Source organism: Natronoarchaeum rubrum (genome assembly GCF_024494695.1).
This window is the reverse complement of the sequence record NZ_JANHDP010000008.1, coordinates 198,745-217,313: the sequence shown is the minus strand read 5'-3', so window position 1 is coordinate 217,313 and position 18,569 is coordinate 198,745. Positions and strand designations below refer to the sequence as shown.

At 67.0% G+C, this 18,569-nt stretch carries 17 protein-coding genes; 8 read left to right on the top strand and 9 right to left on the bottom strand.

The features are described from left to right. Nucleotides 1-31 precede the first annotated feature (31 nt). The 5 genes from NO931_RS19205 (at nucleotide 32) to NO931_RS19185 (ending at nucleotide 4,978) form a co-directional block, all read left to right on the top strand. On the top strand, nucleotides 32-1,258 hold the full coding sequence (locus NO931_RS19205) for a branched-chain amino acid ABC transporter permease (RefSeq protein ID WP_375142088.1): 1,227 nt from the start codon (nucleotides 32-34) through the stop codon (nucleotides 1,256-1,258). After that, nucleotides 1,255-2,274, top strand: a complete 1,020-nt coding sequence (locus tag NO931_RS19200; RefSeq protein ID WP_256393978.1) for a 3-oxoacyl-ACP synthase — start codon at nucleotides 1,255-1,257, stop codon at nucleotides 2,272-2,274. Before NO931_RS19205 ends, NO931_RS19200 begins: the two co-directional genes overlap by 4 nt. Before the next feature lie 117 nt (nucleotides 2,275-2,391). Beyond that, on the top strand, nucleotides 2,392-3,297 hold the full coding sequence (locus NO931_RS19195; RefSeq protein WP_256393977.1) for a DUF106 domain-containing protein: 906 nt from the start codon (nucleotides 2,392-2,394) through the stop codon (nucleotides 3,295-3,297). Between the two features lie 145 nt (nucleotides 3,298-3,442). Continuing rightward, a complete protein-coding gene (gene cmk / locus NO931_RS19190) occupies nucleotides 3,443-4,021 on the top strand; it encodes a (d)CMP kinase (RefSeq protein ID WP_256393976.1) in 579 nt (192 codons plus the stop codon). Nucleotides 4,022-4,039: 18 nt separating this feature from the next. After that, nucleotides 4,040-4,978 (top strand): RNA-guided pseudouridylation complex pseudouridine synthase subunit Cbf5, encoded by a 939-nt coding sequence (locus tag NO931_RS19185; protein ID WP_256393975.1) that lies wholly within the window; start codon nucleotides 4,040-4,042, stop codon nucleotides 4,976-4,978. A 33-nt stretch (nucleotides 4,979-5,011) separates the two neighbouring features. Here NO931_RS19185 and NO931_RS19180 read toward each other — a convergent pair whose 3' ends face one another. Beyond that, nucleotides 5,012-5,224 (bottom strand): dodecin family protein, encoded by a 213-nt coding sequence (locus NO931_RS19180; RefSeq protein ID WP_256393974.1) that lies wholly within the window; start codon nucleotides 5,222-5,224, stop codon nucleotides 5,012-5,014. 125 nt (nucleotides 5,225-5,349) lie between these two features. Next, a complete protein-coding gene (locus NO931_RS19175) occupies nucleotides 5,350-6,312 on the bottom strand; it encodes an AIR synthase family protein (RefSeq protein WP_256393973.1) in 963 nt (320 codons plus the stop codon). Nucleotides 6,313-6,550: 238 nt separating this feature from the next. Between NO931_RS19175 and NO931_RS19170 the strand changes: the two genes are divergently transcribed. From NO931_RS19170 to NO931_RS19160, 3 genes are all read left to right on the top strand, one after another. Further along, nucleotides 6,551-7,027 (top strand): hypothetical protein, encoded by a 477-nt coding sequence (locus NO931_RS19170; protein ID WP_256393972.1) that lies wholly within the window; start codon nucleotides 6,551-6,553, stop codon nucleotides 7,025-7,027. Between the two features lie 140 nt (nucleotides 7,028-7,167). Beyond that, entirely contained in the window at nucleotides 7,168-8,313 is a 1,146-nt protein-coding gene (locus NO931_RS19165; protein WP_256393971.1) for a glycosyltransferase, read from the top strand. Further along, entirely contained in the window at nucleotides 8,310-9,353 is a 1,044-nt protein-coding gene (locus NO931_RS19160) for a glycosyltransferase family 4 protein (protein WP_256393970.1), read from the top strand. Before NO931_RS19165 ends, NO931_RS19160 begins: the two co-directional genes overlap by 4 nt. A 28-nt stretch (nucleotides 9,354-9,381) precedes the next feature. Here the strand turns inward: NO931_RS19160 and NO931_RS19155 are convergent, their stop codons facing one another. The 7 genes from NO931_RS19155 to NO931_RS19125 all read right to left on the bottom strand — a co-directional run bounded on the left by NO931_RS19155 (nucleotide 9,382) and on the right by NO931_RS19125 (nucleotide 18,503). Next, entirely contained in the window at nucleotides 9,382-10,785 is a 1,404-nt protein-coding gene (locus NO931_RS19155) for a sulfatase-like hydrolase/transferase (RefSeq protein ID WP_256393969.1), read from the bottom strand. Nucleotides 10,786-10,861: 76 nt separating this feature from the next. Further along, nucleotides 10,862-12,286, bottom strand: a complete 1,425-nt coding sequence (locus NO931_RS19150) for a sulfatase-like hydrolase/transferase (protein WP_256393968.1) — start codon at nucleotides 12,284-12,286, stop codon at nucleotides 10,862-10,864. A gap of 60 nt (nucleotides 12,287-12,346) precedes the next feature. After that, nucleotides 12,347-13,798 carry a lipopolysaccharide biosynthesis protein gene (locus tag NO931_RS19145; RefSeq protein ID WP_256393967.1) on the bottom strand — a complete coding sequence of 484 codons (1,452 nt, stop codon included), beginning with the start codon at nucleotides 13,796-13,798 and terminating at the stop codon, nucleotides 12,347-12,349. Next, on the bottom strand, nucleotides 13,795-14,709 hold the full coding sequence (locus NO931_RS19140; protein ID WP_256393966.1) for a glycosyltransferase family 2 protein: 915 nt from the start codon (nucleotides 14,707-14,709) through the stop codon (nucleotides 13,795-13,797). The genes NO931_RS19145 and NO931_RS19140 overlap by 4 nt, the downstream gene beginning before the upstream one ends. A gap of 53 nt (nucleotides 14,710-14,762) precedes the next feature. Next, nucleotides 14,763-16,235: a sulfatase gene (locus tag NO931_RS19135; protein ID WP_256393965.1), complete on the bottom strand. Its 1,473-nt coding sequence runs from the start codon at nucleotides 16,233-16,235 to the stop codon at nucleotides 14,763-14,765. Nucleotides 16,236-16,329: 94 nt separating this feature from the next. After that, a complete protein-coding gene (locus NO931_RS19130; RefSeq protein WP_256393964.1) occupies nucleotides 16,330-17,787 on the bottom strand; it encodes a sulfatase in 1,458 nt (485 codons plus the stop codon). After that, nucleotides 17,784-18,503: a glycosyltransferase family 2 protein gene (locus NO931_RS19125; protein ID WP_256393963.1), complete on the bottom strand. Its 720-nt coding sequence runs from the start codon at nucleotides 18,501-18,503 to the stop codon at nucleotides 17,784-17,786. The genes NO931_RS19130 and NO931_RS19125 overlap by 4 nt, the downstream gene beginning before the upstream one ends. Between the last annotated feature and the right edge of the window lie 66 nt (nucleotides 18,504-18,569).

The following is an 18,569-nucleotide window of genomic DNA, read 5'->3' as shown; positions in this document are numbered from 1 at the left end:
GACGGGGTCGCGGTTCGGCTACGCCCGAGGGCTGCTCGGCGACCACGCCGTCCACATCGCGGTCGTCGCCGCTTTCGCGCTGTATCCCTTCGTCTACGCGATTCTGGTGCGGACGCCGCTGGGCGCCGAACTCGACGTGTTCCTGCCGCGGATCGACACGATGGTCGCGGTGCTGTACATCGGCCTGTTCGCGGTGAGCTTCGACTTCATCAGCGGCTACACGGGCTATCTCTCCTTCGGCCACGCGCTGTTCTACGGCGTCGGCGCGTACTTCGTCATCCTGGCCGCGACCGGGAAGGTGCCCCTGCTCGGCCCGGGAACGCCGTTCATGGCGTTGCTCCTGATCGCCGGGCTGGTCGTCGTCGGCATCGCGCTGCTGGTCGGCGCCGTCTCGTTCCGCCTTTCAGGCGTCTACTTCGCGATGATCACGCTCGGGTTCGCCGAGGTCGCCCACGTGTTCATCCGGAACTGGGACTACGTCAGCTCCAACCCGCGCGACGGCGCCTCGATCGGCGCCGGCGAGGGGTTCTCGATCGGCGTCCCCGGCGTCGACGCGCTCCAGGTCGAGATCGGGCGGATCGTCGGCACGAACTTCGGCGAGTTCGGGCCGGGGATCGCCGTCGACGCGACGTGGGCGTCGTACTACGCCATCGGCGCGATCGTGCTCGTCAGCTACTTCGCGCTCCAGCGGATCGTCCACTCGCCGTTCGGTCGGGTGATGATCGCCATCCGCGAGAACGAGGAGCGCGCCCGCGCGGTCGGCTACGACGTCTACCGGTTCAAGCTGGTCGCGTTCGCCATCAGCGGCTTCTTCGCGGCGATCGCCGGCGCGCTGTTCGCCGGCTACCGACGGTCGGTCGCGCCGGAGAACACCTTCGACCTGTTCGTCACCGCCGACGCCCTGCTGGCCGCGATCATCGGCGGCTTCGGCACGCTGGCCGGGCCGCTGTACGGCTACCTGTTCAAGGGCGGGATCGAGGGCGTGCTCTCGACGGAGTACCACGGTATCGCGCGCTACCTGCGGCGCGTGCTGCCCGAGTCGACGCTGTCCTCGGGCGTCGGCGGCGTCAGCGTCGCCGACGTGATCAACGTGCTCGTCGACGGGCGGGCCGACCTGTATCTGGGGATCGTGTTCATCCTCTTCGTCCTCTACGTCCCGCGGGGAATCCTCGGCACGCTCCGGGACCGACTGGGCGGCACCGTCGCCGAACGTCTCCCCGACCGACTGCGCTCCCGCGTCCGGGGGTGGCAGCGGTGACGGTCTCGCTCACCGGCTACGGCCGGTACCTGCCCGACGAGCGGCTGACCGGCGCGGAGATCGCCGATCGCAGCGACATCCCCGAGTCGGTCGTCGTCGAGAAGATGGGCGTCCGCGAGAAGCGCGTCTGCCCGCCCGACGCCGACCATCCCTCCGACATGTGCGTCGCCGCGGCCGAGGACGCACTCGCCGACGCCGACCTCGCCGCGCTGGACCTCGATCTGGTGCTGTACCACGGCAGCGAGTTCAAGGACTACGTCGTCTGGAGCGCCGCGGCCGACGTCGCAGAGCGGATCGGCGCCGAGTCGGCGTACGCGACCGAGAGCTACTCGCTGTGTGCGGGCGCGCCGATCGCGATCCGACAGGCTCGCGCGCAGCTGCTCGCGGGCGACGTCGACTCGGCGCTGCTGGTCGCCGCCAGCCGCGAGGAGGATCTCGTGAACTACGGTAACGAGGACTCCTCGTTCATGTTCAACTTCGGCAGCGGCGCCTCGGCGATGGTGCTCGAACGCGACGCCGGGGACCGCGCCCGCGCGCAGATCCACGGGAGCGCGGCCGTCACCGACGGCTCGTTTTCGCGGGACGTGGTGATGCCCGGCGGCGGGACGCGCAACCCGGCGAGCGAGGAGACGGTGACGACCGGCGCCCACGCGCTCGACGTGCCCGATCCCGAGGGGATGAAAGAGCGTCTCGCGCCCGTCTCGCTGCCGAACTACCTCGAAGTGGCCGACGACGCGCTGGAGCGGTCGGGGTTCGATCGCTCGGATCTGGACTTCGTCGCGCTGACCCACATGAAGCGCTCCTTCCACGACCGGTTGCTGGCGGAACTCGGCGTCGACCCGGAGACCGACGGGTATTACCTCGACGAGTACGGCCACGTCCAGAGCGTCGATCAGGTGCTCGCGCTCGACGAGGGGCTGGACCGCGGCAGGGTCGAACCGGGCGACACCGTCTGTTTTCTCGCGGCCGGCACCGGCTACACGTGGGCCGCGAGCGTCCTGCGCTGGCGCGGCTGAGCGGTCACGCACTCGGGGGTCCCGTTATTCTCGACGACGAACCGGTTCGCGACCGCCCCGGTAACGACGCGTCGAGAGTAAAAGGTTGATTACGGGGGGTCACCTAGCCACCGTCAAATGGTGCGCACCGCGGAGAAAGTGCAGTCTCTCATCGAAGAAGATGAGAGCTTCGCCGACGCGCTGGCGTCGGTCAAACGCGTCGCCGACCAGAACGGCGGCGAGATCGAGTGGCAAGACGTCGAGGGCGACGTCACCAGCGGCCAGTGGGGACGACTGATCGAGCGCGGCGTCCTCCAGAGCGCCGAGGGCGACGCCTTCCGCCTCTCGGACCCGGAGGGCGTCGAACAGGTCGTCGGCGACGATGGCTCGGTCGAGATGCCAGACACCCCAGACGTCGACAGCGAGGACAGTTCCTGGTCCCAGTGGGACAAGCTGGCCGGGCTCGCGACGCTGGGCATGATGATCGGTTACTACTTCAACCCAGTCCGGGACACGATCGGCAATTCGCTCGATCTCCTGCTCGGACCGATCGACGCCGTGCTCCCGTTCTACGCCGTCGTGATGGTCGTCGCGATGCTGACCTCGGTGTACTCGATGCTGCTGCAGGCGAACCTGATGGACAACGAGAAGATGGCCGAGTACCAAGAGCAGATGCAGGCCATCCAGGAGAAGCGCAAGGCCGCGAAGGAACGCGGCGACGAGGAGGCCCTCGACCGGATTCAGGAAGAGCAGATGGAGGCCATGGGCGACCAGCTCGGCATGTTCAAAGAGCAGTTCCGCCCGATGGTGTGGATCATGGTGCTGACGATCCCCATCTTCCTGTGGCTCTACTGGATGACCAACACGGGCCAGATCCCGACGGCCGAGCAGACGGCGATCCTGCCGTTCGTCGGCGAGATCCAGTGGTCCGAGGGAATCCTCGGCCCGATGCCGGCGTGGATCGTCTGGTACTTCCTCTCGACGATGGGGTTCCGCCAGCTGTTCGCGAAGCCGCTGAACATCCAGACGACGCCCTCGACCTGACCCGCCGGTCGCTCTCGGTCGTGCGGTGCCGCGATCGAACTCGCGGTCCGGCGACGCTTTCCGCCGAACCGGATCGCAATCCTGCGGTTCGCATCTTCCCGCCCGAGTTCAAAACCTCTTTTAGCGCCAGTCGCTCAGTGTGTGTATGTTACTGACCGTTTCCGGCCCGCCCGGCGCCGGAAAGTCCACGACCGCCGCCGCGCTCGCGGAGGCGTTCGACGTAGAGCACGTCAGCGGGGGCGACATCTTCCGCCAGCTCGCCGACGAGCGAGGCCACACGCTCGCGGAGTTCAACGAGCTCGCGGAGCAGGACCCCCAGATCGATCGCGACCTCGACCGACGGCTCCAGGAGGTCGCCGGCGAGCGCGACGATGTCGTGCTCGAATCCCGACTCGCCGGCTGGCTCGCCGCCGACGAGGCCGACGTACGCATCTGGCTCGACGCGCCGATCGAGGTTCGCGCGCGCCGGATCGCCGATCGCGAGGACAAACCCGTCGCGCAGGCGCTCGACGAGACCAAAGAGCGCGCCGCGAGCGAGCGCCAGCGCTACCTGGAGTACTACGACATCGACATCGAGGACCTCTCGATCTACGACCTGACGGTCAACACCGCCCGCTGGGGCGAGTCGGCCGTCCCGTCGCTGGTCGTCGACGCCGTCGAGCGCTACGACCCCGACGAGGACGAGGGCAAGACGCCGATCACCGGCGTCGACTACGACTTCTGAGATGCGAGAGTCCCCACTATGATCCGCGGCCCGCCCGACGAACGCTCGCCCGCCGAGCTGCTCGCGTTCGGCGTCGTCAATCTCGACAAGCCGCCCGGCCCCTCTGCCCACCAGGTCTCGGGCTGGGTACGCGACGCGACCGGCGAGCACGTCGAACCCGACGATTCCGCCGGCGAGTGGGCCGCGGCCCACGCCGGCACGCTCGATCCCAAAGTGACGGGCTGTCTCCCGGTGCTGCTGGGCGACGCGACCCGCCTCGCGCAGGTGTTTCTGGAGGGGAGCAAGGAGTACGTCGCGGTGCTGGAACTCCACGACGACGCGCCGCGGGACGCCGAGGCCGTGGTCGACAGCTTCGAGGGCGATCTCTACCAGAAGCCGCCGCGCAAGAGCGCGGTGACCCGCCGCCTGCGCACGCGCGAGATCTACGACCTCGACCTGCTGGAGATCCGCGATCGGCAGGCGCTTCTGAAAATTCGCTGCGAGAGCGGCACGTACGTCCGAAAGCTCTGTCACGATCTCGGGCTGGCGCTGGGCACCGGCGCGCACATGGGCGACCTGCGTCGGACCGCGACCGATCCCTTCGACGACAGAGACATGCACACGATGCACGATCTGGTCGACGCGCTGGCGTTCCTCGAGGAGGGCGACGAGGCGCCGCTGCGCGAGGTCGTCGAGCCGGCCGAGCGCGCGCTCGATCACCTCCCGCACGTGACGATCGCCGAGAGCGCGGCGCGCGAGGTTGCCGAGGGCGCGCCAGTGTACGCGCCGGGCGTGCTCTCGATCGATTCGGACGCCGCACCGGACGCGGCGGCCGACGCCACAGCGGAGGCGCGCGACGAGGCTCCGCTGGTCGCTTGTTTCACGCCAGACGACGCCGCGGTCTGTCTCGGCCGACTGATCGGCGATCCGGATTCCGATAGCGGTGTCGTCGTCGCGCTAGAACGCGTGCTGGTCTGATCGTGCTGGCCTGCGTACCGCCCGGACGCGGCGTCACTCTCCGCCGTGCTTGACCGGGAACGCCACCTCGACGGTCGTCTTGTACTGGGTGATCTCGCCGTCCTCGACCGACGCGGTCTGGTCCTCTATCTCGACGCCGTGAACGTCCTCGATCGTCCGGGACGCCTCGCGGACGGCTTCCTGGGTCGCGTCGTGGAACGATTCCTCTGACGTGCCGAGTACCTTGATGATTTTGACTGCCGACATGCGATTCGGTCGTCGACGCGCCGCGAGAAGTTCGTTCGCGCCAGCTGATTCGGTTTGCCGGCGTGCTCGTCTAGTTCGGTTGCCGACGCGTTCGGCGAGCTGATTCCGCCCCCGGCGTCACCGCACTACTCCCAGAGCGGGTACAGCTCGTCCCGGGGCGGCTCCTCGAACTGTTCCCCGTCGAGATCGACTCCGGGTCGCTCACTCTCGACGACCCGGCCGATCGCCGCCCCCTCGATCCCGGCGTCGTCGAGCGCGGCCAGCGCGTCGTCGACGCGGTCGGCGGGCAGCGTCGCCAGCAGCGCGCCCGAGCCGAACGTCCGCAGGGGGTCGACGCCCATCGCGTCGCAGACCAGTTCGGTTTCCTCGCGCACGGGGACTGCCGTTCGCTCCAGTTCGATACCCACCTCGGCGGCGCGGGCCAGCTCGACCAGCCCGCCCAGCACGCCGCCCTCCGTGGGGTCGTGCATCGCCGTGGCGTGCTCGCGGAGGATGCGGGACTCGGGAACCACGCTGATCGACTCGAAAAAGGACGCCGCGGCGTCGACGGCGTCGGCCGGGAGATCGAGTTCGTCGGCGAAGTCCGTCGCGAGGATCGCGGTCGCCTCGATGCCGGCGCCCTTCGTCAGCACGACGCGATCGCCGGGTTCGGCGCCGCCGGTGGAGACGAACCGCTCGGTCGTGCCGATCGCCGTCAGCGAGAGCAACGGGCGCTCCAGCTGATCGACGTACTCGGTGTGGCCGCCGACGATCGTCGCGTCGAGCGCGGCGGCCTCCCGGTCGAGGTCAGCGACGACGGCGTCGATCGTCGCGTCGTCGGCGTCGCCGGGAAGCAGGAGGACGCTCGTCAGCCACTCGGGGTCGCCGCCGCTGGCCGCGACGTCGTTGCACGCGACGTGGACGCCGAGCGTACCGATGCGCTCGGCCGCCAGCGAGATCGGGTCAGAACTCACGACGAGCGTCCGGTCGCCCAACTCGATCGCCGCCGCATCCTCGCCGAATCCGGGACCGACGCCGACCGCCGCGCTCGACGCGCCGGTTCCGGCGAGCACCCGCGCCAGCGTCTCCGGATCCACTTTGCCGACCATGCCGCCACTCGACGCGTCGGCGCCTTCTACGTTGTGTTCCGCGTCCTTCGTTCGCCTGTTCGTCACGCCCGCGCCCCGGCGCGGTTCGGTCCGGTAGGTCGGACGGCGGGCCGATCGCCGGTAAGGTCACACTTCCGACGCCTCAGCGTCGGCACCTCTCGGAATCCCGAGGAAGAGGCGCCGGACCGACAGTTTAAAGCGGTCCTACCGCGGCTACCCGGACGAGTACGACCGTCCTATGGATCCTCTCTCGCTCGCGTCGACGCCGTTCTCGCTCGTCGCGGTCGGCGCCGTCCTGCTCTGCACCCTCGGCGTCGGCACCGTCGCCCACGAGTACGCCCACGCGCTCGCGCTGCGCGCGATCGGCGTCGACTGCGAGATCCGCTGGCTGACCGACCGCGAGTCGGCCGGCCTGCTCCGGGCGAGCCTGCTGGGCACCTGGGCGTCGGTGCGGCCCCGCAACGTTCCGGCCGACGCGCCGGCGTGGGGGCTGCGCGCCGCCGCGCTGATGCCGCTCGCGCTGCTGGCGCCGTTCGCGCTGGTCGTCTTCGGCGTCCTGCCGGACCCGCTGGCGACGGGCGATCCTCGCGTCGTCGCCGCCGCGGTCGCGTGGGCGGCCTGCGCGCTGCCGAGCCCGCAGGACTTCTCGGTGGTCTGGTACGCCGAGCGCGCGATGGAGCGCGCGAACGCGGACGACCCGGACGCGGCGCTCTGACCGGCCGGTAAGGCGCGCTTGAGCGAACAGCCCGCCGCTAAGTCGTCGCTACGATCTACTTCCGATCGATCACGTCTCGTCAGTGGTCCTATCGATCATCGTTCACAGAAGCTTTAGTCGGTGACTGGCTTCTTGGGGACATGCACCCGCTCGTGGGCGCGGCGCTGCTCGTCGTCGCGGTGGCCGGGCTGCCGTACGCGGCGTTTCTCGCGCTGTACGCCCTGTATCGTCCCTCGGGATCGGCCGTCGAGAAAGATCCCGAGTACGAACCGACCGTCAGCGTCGTCCTCCCGACCTACGACGAGGAGCGGATCGTCGAGGGGAAACTGGAGCGCCTCTGCGATCTCGACTACCCGATGGACCGCGTCGAGATCGTCGTCGTCGACTCCAGCGACGACGCGACGCCAGATCGCGTCCGAGCGTTCTTCGCGGACCGCGAGGCCCCCGAGCTGACGCTGATCGAGGAGGAAGAACGCCGCGGCGTCGCGAGCGCCGTCAACGACGCGATCCGGGCGGCCGACGGCGAGGTCGTCTTTCGGACCGACTGCGACGCCGAACTCGCGCCCGACGTCTTGCGCGAGGCCGTCGCGACCCTCGCCGACGATCGGGTCGACGCCGTCACCGGTCGGCAGGCCGACGTGATCGGCGACAGCGACGTGGAACGCGACTACCGGGACATGCTCGCGCGGATCCAGTCCCTGGAGACGCGCCTCGATTCGGCCTTCATCGCCCACGGCCCCTGCTTCGCGTTCCGACGCGAGGCGTTCGCGCCGATCCCGCCGGACACGATCGCCGACGACACGTCGATCGCCGTCGCGATCCGCCGTGCTGGCGGACGCGTCGTGATGGATCCCGCCCTCCGCTTCGCCGAGTCCGGCGTCTCCGCGTTCGGCGCGCGCCGCAAGCGAAAGGACCGGCGCGCGCTGGGACTCGTGCAGGCGCTCGTGCGCAACCGCGACATGCTCGGCCGATACGGAAAGTACGGACGTGCCGTACTCCCCTTCAACTGGTGGTTCATGATCGTCTCGCCGTGGCTCGCCGTGCTGGCCGCCGCGCTGTCGACGGCCGCCGCGCTGAGCGTCGCCGGGCTGCCCGGCCTCGCGCTGCCGGCCGTCGGCGCCGCGGCGTTCTGGCTCGGCCAGCGCGACCTGCTCGGCCCGCTCCAGCCGCTCCACGCCGTCGTCGACGCGCAGGTGTCGCTGCTGGTCGGCGCCGTCCAGCTGGTGACCGGCGACGTTTCGGGCACCTGGGAGATCGACCGCGAGTCCCGGGAGGCGTTCGAGTGAGGATTCTCCAGGTCGTCCCGCGGTACCCTCCCCAAACCGGCGGCGTCGAGACGCACGTCAGGGAGATCAGCGAACGTCTCGCCGAGCGCGGTCACGACGTGACGGTCGCGACGGCCGACGCCGGAGACGACGTGTCGACCGCGGAAACCCGGAACGGCGTCGCCGTGCGGCGCCATCGCGGCGTCGCTCCGGGCGGGGCGTTCCACGTCGCGCCGGGCGTGGTCCGGAGCGTCAGGAACGTCGACGCCGACGTCGTTCACGCGCACAACTACCACTCGCTGCCGCTGCTGTTCGCCGCGCTGGCCGTCGACGACGAGCGGTTCGTCGCGACGACCCACTACCACGGCGGCAGCGCGAGCGCGGTTCGCGATCGGTTGCTGACCGTCTACCGAACGCTCGGCCGCCGGGCGCTCGATCGCGCGGACGCCGTCGTCGCGGTCGGCGATCACGAGCGCGACCTGCTACGCGAGGACTTCGGCGTCGACGCGACGGTGATTCCCAACGGGATCGACGTCGAGCGATTCCGCGGCGCCGCTCCGCGGGAGCGCGACCGACCGTACCTGCTCACGGTCGGTCGTCTGGAGGAGTACAAGGGCGTCCAGCACGTCGTCCGCGCGCTGCCGGAGCTCCCCGAGTACGATCTCCTCGTCGCCGGCAGCGGTCCCTACGCCGACGATCTCCGCGCGGCGGCGGCCGAGGCGGGCGTCGCCGACCGCGTGAAACTGCTGGGCTACGTGCCCGACGACGAGCTTCCGGGGCTGTACGCCGGCGCCGACGCTTACGCGACGATGTCGTCGTTCGAGGCGTTCGGACTCTCGGTCGGCGAGGCGCTGGCCGCCGGGACGCCCTGCGCTGTCCTCGCCGAGGGCGCGCTCGCGGACTGGACCGACCGCCCGGATTGCGTCGGTGCGCGCGACGTCGACCCCGAGTCGGTCGCGGCGGCGATCCGGGAGGCGGCGACGCGAACGCCCGACCCGACGACGCTCCCGACGTGGGACGGCGTCGTCGACGATCTCGAACGGCTGTACCGGTCCGAGTGATGGCATCGCGCCTCTCGGAGCCAGGGATCTACGACAGGTACCCGAGATCGGCCAGCCGGTCCTGAATCGTTCCGTCGACATCCATCTCTTCGTCGCCGGCGGCGGCGCGGTCCTTGTACTCGCCCGCAGGAACGTCGAACATCTCTGCGAAGCGGTCGGGATCGAACGAGTCCTGGGTCGGCTCCTCCCAACACGCCCGCTCGGGATCCAGCCGGAAGACCGTTCGGTCGTCGCCGCTCCCCCACAGGTGCTTGCGGTCGTCCTCGTAGACGGCGCGCACCAGACTGTCCGCTTCGGTGTCGCGGTGGTCGTCGATGTCGCTGAGCCGCCCGCTGTGCCCGATCCGCTCGGCGGCGATCCGGTCTGCGGTCACGTCTGGCACCTCGCCGTTCGCGAGGCCGACGAGCAACTCGGGGAGCGAGCAGTGGGAGACGTAGCGCGACTCGTCGACGGCGTCGAACTCCTCGGGCGCGTTCACGACGAGTAGCGGGACGTGCAACAGCCCCTCCGTGAGCGTGCTCTCGACGTGGCCCCAGCGGCCGCCGTCGACCGCCGTCCCCATGTTGTCGCCGTGGTCGGCGGTGACGACGACCGTCGTCTCGCGGTCGGTGTTCGCGTCGAGCCAGTCGATCAGGTCACACACTTGCCGATCGAGGTAGTCGATCGACGCGCCGTACAGGTCGGTGTACCGCTCGATCTGCTCTCGATCGTCGGCCTCGACGGCGGTTCCGAAGTCGACGTCCTCCGAGGTCCACGACAGCGGCGCGTCGTGCAGCGACCGGTCGTACCCCCTGACGTGGTGGAGCGGTCCGTGGGCGTCCATGAAGTTCGCGAACAGGAAGAACGGCTCCGGGCCGTCGTCGACCTGCGAGCGGGCCTCGCGCGCGATGATCGCCGCGCCGTCGTCGAACGGGTTCGGCACCGGGAGCCGCGAGAGCCAGTCGTCGATCTGGACGAACGCGCCGTTCGCGAGGCTCGCCGCGGGATGCTCGTGATCCAGCGCCTCGCGGACGAACGCGGCGTGGCGCCGAACGCCGGTCGCGTCGCAGCGCTGCCCGAACTGCCCGACGTCGATGCCGGCGGGAAATCGCCTGTCGGGCGAGACGTCCGAAAAGGAATCGAACAGCGCGTCGAAGCCGAACGAGGTGCCCGCCCAGACGTTCGCCGAGGCGCCGACCGCGCGGTGGTCCGGGAGGTCGGCCAGAAACGTGTCCTCGCGGGCGAGTTCGGAGAAGTCCCGGTTGTGGGTGTGGATGCCGTGACGGTGAGGAAGCTCGCCGGTGAACATCGACGCGTGGCTCGGGACGCTCCAGGAACTCGCCGCCCTGCACTGCGAGAACTCCAGATCGGCCCGCTCGCGCAAGCGGGGCGCGTACTCGTCGAAGTAGTCCTTGCGGACCGTGTCCAGACAGAGGAGGACGATGTTACGCATTGTCGGCTCTCAGGAGGGGGAGGCTCAAATGCTCTTCGTGCTGTGGCGTCCTGCGGTCCTCCGGCGTCCAGACGCGTTAGACGTAGCCGAGATCCGAGAGCCGATCCTCGATCACGTCGTCGACGTCGGCGGCTTCGCTCCGGCTTCTGGCTCGCTGTTTGTACTCGGCCAGGGGCTCGTCGAAGAACTCGGCTTCGAGCTCCTCGACCGGCACGTCGCCCTCGGTCGGCTCCTGCCAGTTCGGCCGCTCGGCGTCGAGCCGGTACCGGGTCGTCTCGTCCGCCGAGTCCCACTCGTACTTCGTCTCGCCGTCGTAGACGACGCGGATCATCCGGTCCCACTCGGCGCGCTCGTCCTCGTCTGCAGCTTCAGGTACATTCGAGCCGATCCGCTCGCCTGCGACGCGGTCGGCGGTGATATCGGGCACCTCGCCGTTTGCGAGGCCGACGAGTAACCCGCCTAGTGAGCAATGGGATACGTATCGGGACTGATCGATGTCCTTCCAACTGTCGGGAGCATTCACCACAATTAGGGGAACATGCAATAGTCCTTCAGTAAGTACGCCCCTGTGAGCAAGCAGTTCCTCGTCGGCGTCAAATCCTAAGTTTTCGCCGTGGTCGGCAGTGATGACGACGACCGTCTCGCGCTCCGTGTTGGCGTTGAGCCAGTTGACCAGATCGCTAACTTTCCGATCTAGGTAGTCAACTGCACCTACATATAGTTCTCGGGTGTGTTCAACGTGGTGGTGCGTATCCTCTGTGATTCCCTCCGTATTGAGCTTATGGGTGCTGTACTTCCCAGAATTCCAAGATAGTGGAACGTCATACAAGGATCGATCGTAGCTCAGGACGTGATTGAACGGGCCGTGGGCGTCCATGAGGTTTGCAAACATAAAAAACGGCTCTTTATTCTGGTCGATGAGGCTTCTCACTTCCTTCGAAACAACTCGTGCCCCGTCATCGAACGGCGAGGGGAGCGGTGCATTGTCAAGGCGATTTGCGAGTTCGGTAAACGCGCCGTTCGCGAGGCTAGCGAACTGGTGTTCGTGAGCCAGCGCGGCACGGATGAACGCTACATACCGGTTGATCCCAGTTTTATTACACTGCTGTCCCCAACGCTCAACGTCCATTCCTTCAGGGAACCGGCGATCTGGAGAAACTGATCGATACTCATCGAATGGGCCGTCGAAGCCAAAAGCCTCGCTGGCGTATACATTTGCGGACGCTCCGAGGGCGCGGTGGTCCGGCAGGTCTTTGAGGAACGTATCCTCTCGCGTGAGCTCCGAAAAGTTTCGGTTATAGGCGTGTACTCCATGTTGGTGAGGGAGAGTTCCTGTCAGCATCGAAGCATGGCTTGGCACTGACCACCCACTGGCAGCTCGGCACTGAAGAAACTCTATGTCTGAAATCTGGCGTAATCTGGTTGCATACTCCTCAAAATAGTCTTTGCGAACCGAATCCAAACAGAGGAGAACGATATTGTTTTGTTGCGACTGATTCATTGGTCATTCAGAATATTCGAGTCCACACCAATCAAGCAATCGGTCGGTAGTCTACTTCTGTTATTCTGAGTAATTTACTACGGGGCGGAGAACGTTATTTAGCGTGACTCGGAAGTGACTGCTTATCATCCCAAGCGCCGTAAAGTACACCGTCGCTCCGACAGCGACAAGTAAGAGCAACGATGGCCACCCCCGAATAGCGACTATCGTCTCGACTACGACGAATACTAGTATGCCCATGAGGGCGCCCGAAACGAGTTGAGCAGCAACTGGACGCGGTGCGACGAACTCCTTAAACAGCCGTCTTGTGAGCAGTTGGTATGCGGAAAGCCTGAGTACCTCTGCAAAAACTGTAGACGCAATAACTCCTTCAAGTCCATAGATGCTCCCCAAGGCTATCGCGAGAGGTAGATGAACCACAACGACGACCACCGACACGCCGAACTGCAGGCGAATCCGATCGGAGCCGCTAATCACCGATTCAAATGGTTTCGCATATCCATTGAGGATCTGGAAGACGGCAAGGCCGATGAGTGCTGATCCAGCACCGGTGAACTCACTACCAAAGACTGTTTGCATGATCTCGGTAGACATCGCCGTCGCTCCGAAGAAAATCGGGACCGCAAGCAGTCCCGCGTATGACATCGCATTCTTGAGATCCGGAATAATCTTGTGGTTACGAGAGGACAAGCCGCTCACTTTCACCGTCAAGGGACCACTAATCGATGTCGCGAAGAACGCTCCGGGCTGGACCAGTCTGACCGCAGTCTCGTAGAACCCCACTGCAGTATTCCCTGCGAATATACCCACGATGATGATATCTGCACGGCCGTATAGGTCACTAACTATATTATCTGGAACGCTCCAGCGAGCGTACGTAGCGGTCGATTCGACGGTCTCGCGCGACGGTAGTCGCGGCACGACGCCTGAGGCGACCCAGACGCCGACGCCGGAGATAAAACTGGCCGCGGCGAAGGCGACGACGAGCCCGAACGGTCCCCAGTCTAGCAGGATGAACGCGACCTGCAGCAGCAGCGTCAGCATCGACCGGACGGTGTCGGCCCACGACGCGTAGCCCGGTTTCCCGATCCCGGCGTACAGCTCGTTACAGATCTGGAACAGACCGAGGCTGAACACGATCGCCGACACGCTCACCGCGAGTCGGGGCACGTCGACGACCCGTTCGATCAGCGGCCCGAAGAGCACGGCGAGGACGGCGACGGCGACCGACACCGCGAGGTGTGCCAGCAGCCCGACGCCGAGGAACGCTCGCGGGTCGGTGTCCGCCTCGCTCGCCCGTTTTTTCACCGCCGCGCCGACGCCGTTGCTGAGCTGTGAGAGAGTACGTCCCCCTGCCAGGACGAGATAGTAGGCGCCGAGGCCGGCGGGGCCCAGCACCCGCGCGAACAGCACGACCCCGGCGAAGCCGAACGCCATCATCGCGGCGTTCGACGCGAAGCCAACCATCGCCTCGCGACCGAGATCGAGTTCGTGGGTGTCCTCGCCGCTCATTCTCCCAAGTACGCTCGTCGCCCGGCCTCGCTGAACTCGGCGGGGTCGACGTCGAAGTCGAACCGCTCGGCGAGCTCCGGCAGCGTGGCCCGTTCTCGTGCAATGTGTCGTTCGAGCGCTCCCTTCTCGCGGAACTCGGGCGGCGCCTCGTGCTGTTCCAGGTTTCGGGCTTTCAGATAGGCGTACAGGTGCGACGCGAAGTCGTAGGGCTTCTTCAACGTGTTCTGGATCGGTCCCCGGTCCCGCTCCAGGATGAACTGTCGTTCGTGGTACAGCGACCATCGCAGCGCCGACGGCAGCGAGATCCCCGACTGGAAATCACAGACCTTCCCGTGGAGATCGCGCCGAATTTCGTCGGTAAACGACATGTGATACCCGATCTCCTCCGAGACGGGGCCGTGGTCGAGCCAGACGAGCGCGTCGCGAGCGAACAGCCGACGCCAGAAGTCACGGTCCTCCGCCCCACCGAGGTCGTAGTAGGGAACCTCCAGCAGGAGTTCGCGGGGCGCCATGTTGATGCCGGTCCCCGAGAGGAAAAACTGGGTGTCGATCTCGGCTTCCAGCCGGTGGTAGATGTCGACGAAGTCCTCGATGATCCCCTCGAAGTACCGGTCGTCCGTGTCGAGCGATTCGAGGACGTACTCGCCCTCCGCCTCCTCGAAGGAGATGTTGCGATCGCCGCCCAGGTGGTCGCACTCGTCGGCGCGATCCAGCACCGCACGGAGATTGTCGTACTCCTCGGACAGTTCTCGGAGAATCTCCCGGCTGCCGTCGCTGGAGCCCCCGTCGACGACGACGACCTCGAAGCGGTCGGGGTCGACCTGCTCGATCATGCTTCGGAGGGCTCGCTCCAGCGTCTCCGCCATGTTGTAGTTGCAGACGGCGATGGAGTACGTCGGGCCCGCGTCCATACCTACATCACTCTGACGTCGGTTTATACGTTCTCCGCTACCGTCACGGCGAGTCACGCGTACCCCAGATCCTCGAGGCGCTCGGCCACCTCGGCGCCTACCTCCTCGCCGGGCGCGTCGCGCACGTCGGCGTCCGATAGTTCGGCGAGGACGGCGTCGACATCCAGATCCCCGTCCGGCTCGATCCACGCGGAGTGCGCATCTCGAACGCGCACTGTTCGGCGTTCGTCGCCCCAGCGAACGTGTTTGCGGACCGTCCCGTCATCGGCCTCGTAGACCGCGTCGGCGGGCTCGTCGTAGGGTTCGATCGACCCGCAGTACTCTCGTGCGCGCTCGGCCGTGTCCGGGTCGACGCCGTCGGTCGAACAGATGACTCGCTCCCGGGACGGCAAGAACGAGTCGGCGTCGGCGTCTCGCTCCAGCGCGGCGTCGACGGCCGACGGAAACTCGGTCAGCGAGGTCAGGCTGTCGCACCGACGTTCCTCCTCCTGTCCCGGATATTTCACGAGCAGCGGGACGTGAAGCACCGACTCGGGTATCCCTCCGTTTCCGTGCCCGACTCCCCTCGCCTCGCGCCTGACGCGGCTTCGCTCCCCGAACCCTTCACCGTGATCCGCCGTGACGACGATCATCGTCTCCTCGAGCTCGTCGGCCTCCCGAAGCCCGCTGACGATCCGTTCGACGGCGGCGTCCATGCGCCGAATCGCGCCGTCGTAGAGCGCTTCGATCGCGTGACGCTCGCCCCAGGGCCGGTCGCCGGCCACGAACTCCCACGCCTGATCCTCGATCTGCCGCTGGATCCTGCGAAGCTCGTCGCCGCCCCAGCGGTCGTGTTCCGGCCCGGGCTCGTAGGGGTAGTGGGCGTCCATGAAGTTGACACACGCCGCCCAGGGGCCCTCCCGGTCCCGTTGCCACGCCAGAAACTGGTCGGCGTACTGTTCGGCCGACGAGTCGGGTTCCAGAAACGTCGGGAGCAGTTTCTCGTGCGAGCCGTCGAGCTTGAACGACAGCCCGTTCAACAGCGATTCCGCGACGCGTCCGTTGTCCACCGCTTCGCGAACGAAGTCGACGTACTTCCGCGGCCCCCTGTCGGCGGCGTCGATCACGAAGTTTTTCGGGTTGACGGCGTCGGGGTAGGGCTGTTCCTGTCGGCGGCCGCAGACGTGATCGAAGGTTCCGTCGAGCCCGACCGGCAACTCCGTCAGAAACGGGTTGTTCGAGAAGACGCCGGTCTCGTACCCGTCGTCAGACAGGCGTTCCCAGACGGTGTGGCCCGGTTCGAGCCGCTGTCGACGGTCGGTGATGCCGTGCTCGCGGACGTCCAGTCCGGTGAAGATGCTGGTGTGGCTGGAGAGGCTCTCGGTTCCGGGCGATCGCGCCTGCGTGTACCAGGTGGCTTCGTCGGCGAACTGTTCGAGAAACGGCGTCGTCTCGTTGTCGTGTCGGTGCAACGAGGTGTTCGACGCCCGAACGCTGTCGAGAACCACCAGGAGAATGTTTGGGCGTTCGTCGGGCGAGGACTGCATACTGGAGGGGGGCGCGGCCAGATATTTAAATGCTGTATTCCCGCTCAGGCGGATCGCGGTCGGCGCCCAGTCCGACTGCCGGGTCGGCGGGCCGCTACGCGTACCCCAGATCCTCCAGTCGCTGCTTCGTCGCCTCGTCGACCTCCTCGATGCCGTCCGAGTCCTCGCGAACGCTCCGATCGTCGATATCCGCGAACGCCTCGTCGACGCGCCCGTCGTCGGTGTCGCTGGACCTGTAGGACGACTTCGCGTCGTTCACGGCGATCGTCGCGCGCCGGTCGCGCCACGAGAGGAACTTGGTCACGTCGTGACCGCTTCCCTCGTACACCGCCCGACAGTCGCCGTTGAACCGGTGGAGTTCGCCGGTGTATCGTCGTGCACGCTCCTCCATCGGTTCCTCGAGGCCGTGCGAGGAGACGATCACGGGGCCCTCAGGGACGAACGATCCGTCGTCCCGCGTCGCATCGGCGTCCAGCGCGTCGCGGACGACCGACGGGAACTCGGTGAGCGACGCCGGATCCTCGACTTTCGCTCCGGCGTCCTGTCCGGGGAACTGCACCACCAGCGGGACGTGGGTCAGTACCTCGTGGATTCCGGCGCCGTGGGCCGCGACGCGGGCGTCGGGCCTGATGCGACTCGGCTCACCGAACCCTTCGCCGTGGTCGCTCGTGATCACGACGAGCGTGTCTTCCAGGCTCCCCCGCTCTTCGAGCGTCGTCAGCACGCGCTCGAGTTCGGCGTCCATCTGGCGGATCGTCCCGTCGTACAGCCCTTCGAGCGCCTTGCGCTGCCACCAGGGGCGCTGGCCGCCGTTGAACTCCCAGACCTGGTCGTCCATCTCGTCCTGCAGCGAGCGGAGCTTCCCGCCGCCCCACTGGTCGTGTTCCTCGTCGGGGAGATAGGGTAGGTGGCCGTCCATGAAGTTCACGCAGGCTGCCCACGGCCCGTCGCGGTCGGCCTCCCAGTCGAGAAATAGATCGCCGTACACGCGGGCCGGCGTGCTCGACGTGAACCGGTCCGGCAGCAAGCGGGGGAAGTCCCACGCGAGCTTCGTGAACGCGCCGTTGACCATCGATTTGGCGGTGTCGTCGCGGTCCAGACAGTGTTTGAGGAACGCGCCGTACTTGCCCTGTCCCTCCGAGAGCACGAAGTTCGAGGGATCGACGGCGTCCGGGAACGGCAGGTTGCGAGCGCCCTCGACGGTGTCGAAGGTGTCTCTGAGCCCCACCGGCATGTCGGTGATCCAGGTGTTCTCCGAAAAAACGCCGGTCGCGTACTCGTGTTCGTCGCCCAGTTCCTCGAAGATCGTGTAGCCCGGTCGCAGCTGGTGGCGAGCGCGCGTGACGCCGTGTTCCATCACGTGCAGCCCGGTGAAGATGCTGGTGTGGCTGGGGAGGCTCCACGTGCCCGGACTCCGGGCCTGGTCGTACACCGTCGCTCGGTCGGCGAACCGTTCGAGAAACGGCGTCGTCTCGTGTTCGTGGCCGTGGAGACTCGTGTTCGCGGCCCGAACGCTGTCCATCACGATCAGCAGAACGTTTGGATCGGTCATGAGTTGCGGTCCTCGGAGGGTCGGCGGTAGATCTGGCTTTGCCAGTCGTCAGGATACTCTTTGCGATCCGGTTCGGGCGATAGGACGCCGAGGTTCGACAGCCCCAGCTTGACGGCTTTCGGGGCGATCGCCAGCGGATGCCGGCGCAGCAGGTACCACAGCCACTCGGCGTGGCTCGACGTCGAGAACGACGATTCGGCGTCGTGGTGCGGGATGGCGTTGCGCGGGAGGCGGAGCGTCGTCGCGCCCGCTTTCTCGCAGCTGACGGCGAAGTCCGTGTCGCCGCCGTGGGGCCGCCGCTCGTCGAAGCCGCCGGCGCGCTCCCACAGCGAACGGTGGAAGATCATGAACCGGCCGATCACCCAGTCCATCGGCCAGAAGTCTTCGAGTCCGACGAGCTGTCCCGGGTGCATCGAGTCGATCAGGATCGCGGTCAGACGAGTCGGAAAGGTGATGTCGTCGTCGGCGAGGACGATCCAGTCGCCCTCGGCTCGCTCGATTCCGCGGTTCCGAGCGACGTTGAGCCCCTCGTCGCGCGCCACGACGTAGTCGACGAACTCGGGCAGGCTCTGCAGGGTGTAGTTGTCCTCCCGCGCGGACGGGATGACGACTGTCACGTCGTCGAACGCCGCCTCAACGTCCAGCGGGGCGTGGGCGTCCTCAGCTTCCATTCCCTCGCCCGGGATCGCTTCGAACGTCGACTCGTCGTCGGTCATCACCCGCGCTTTTGCGGGGGACCGTCAAATCGGTGTCGGCTGTCGACCGATGGTCTCCCCGCCGAC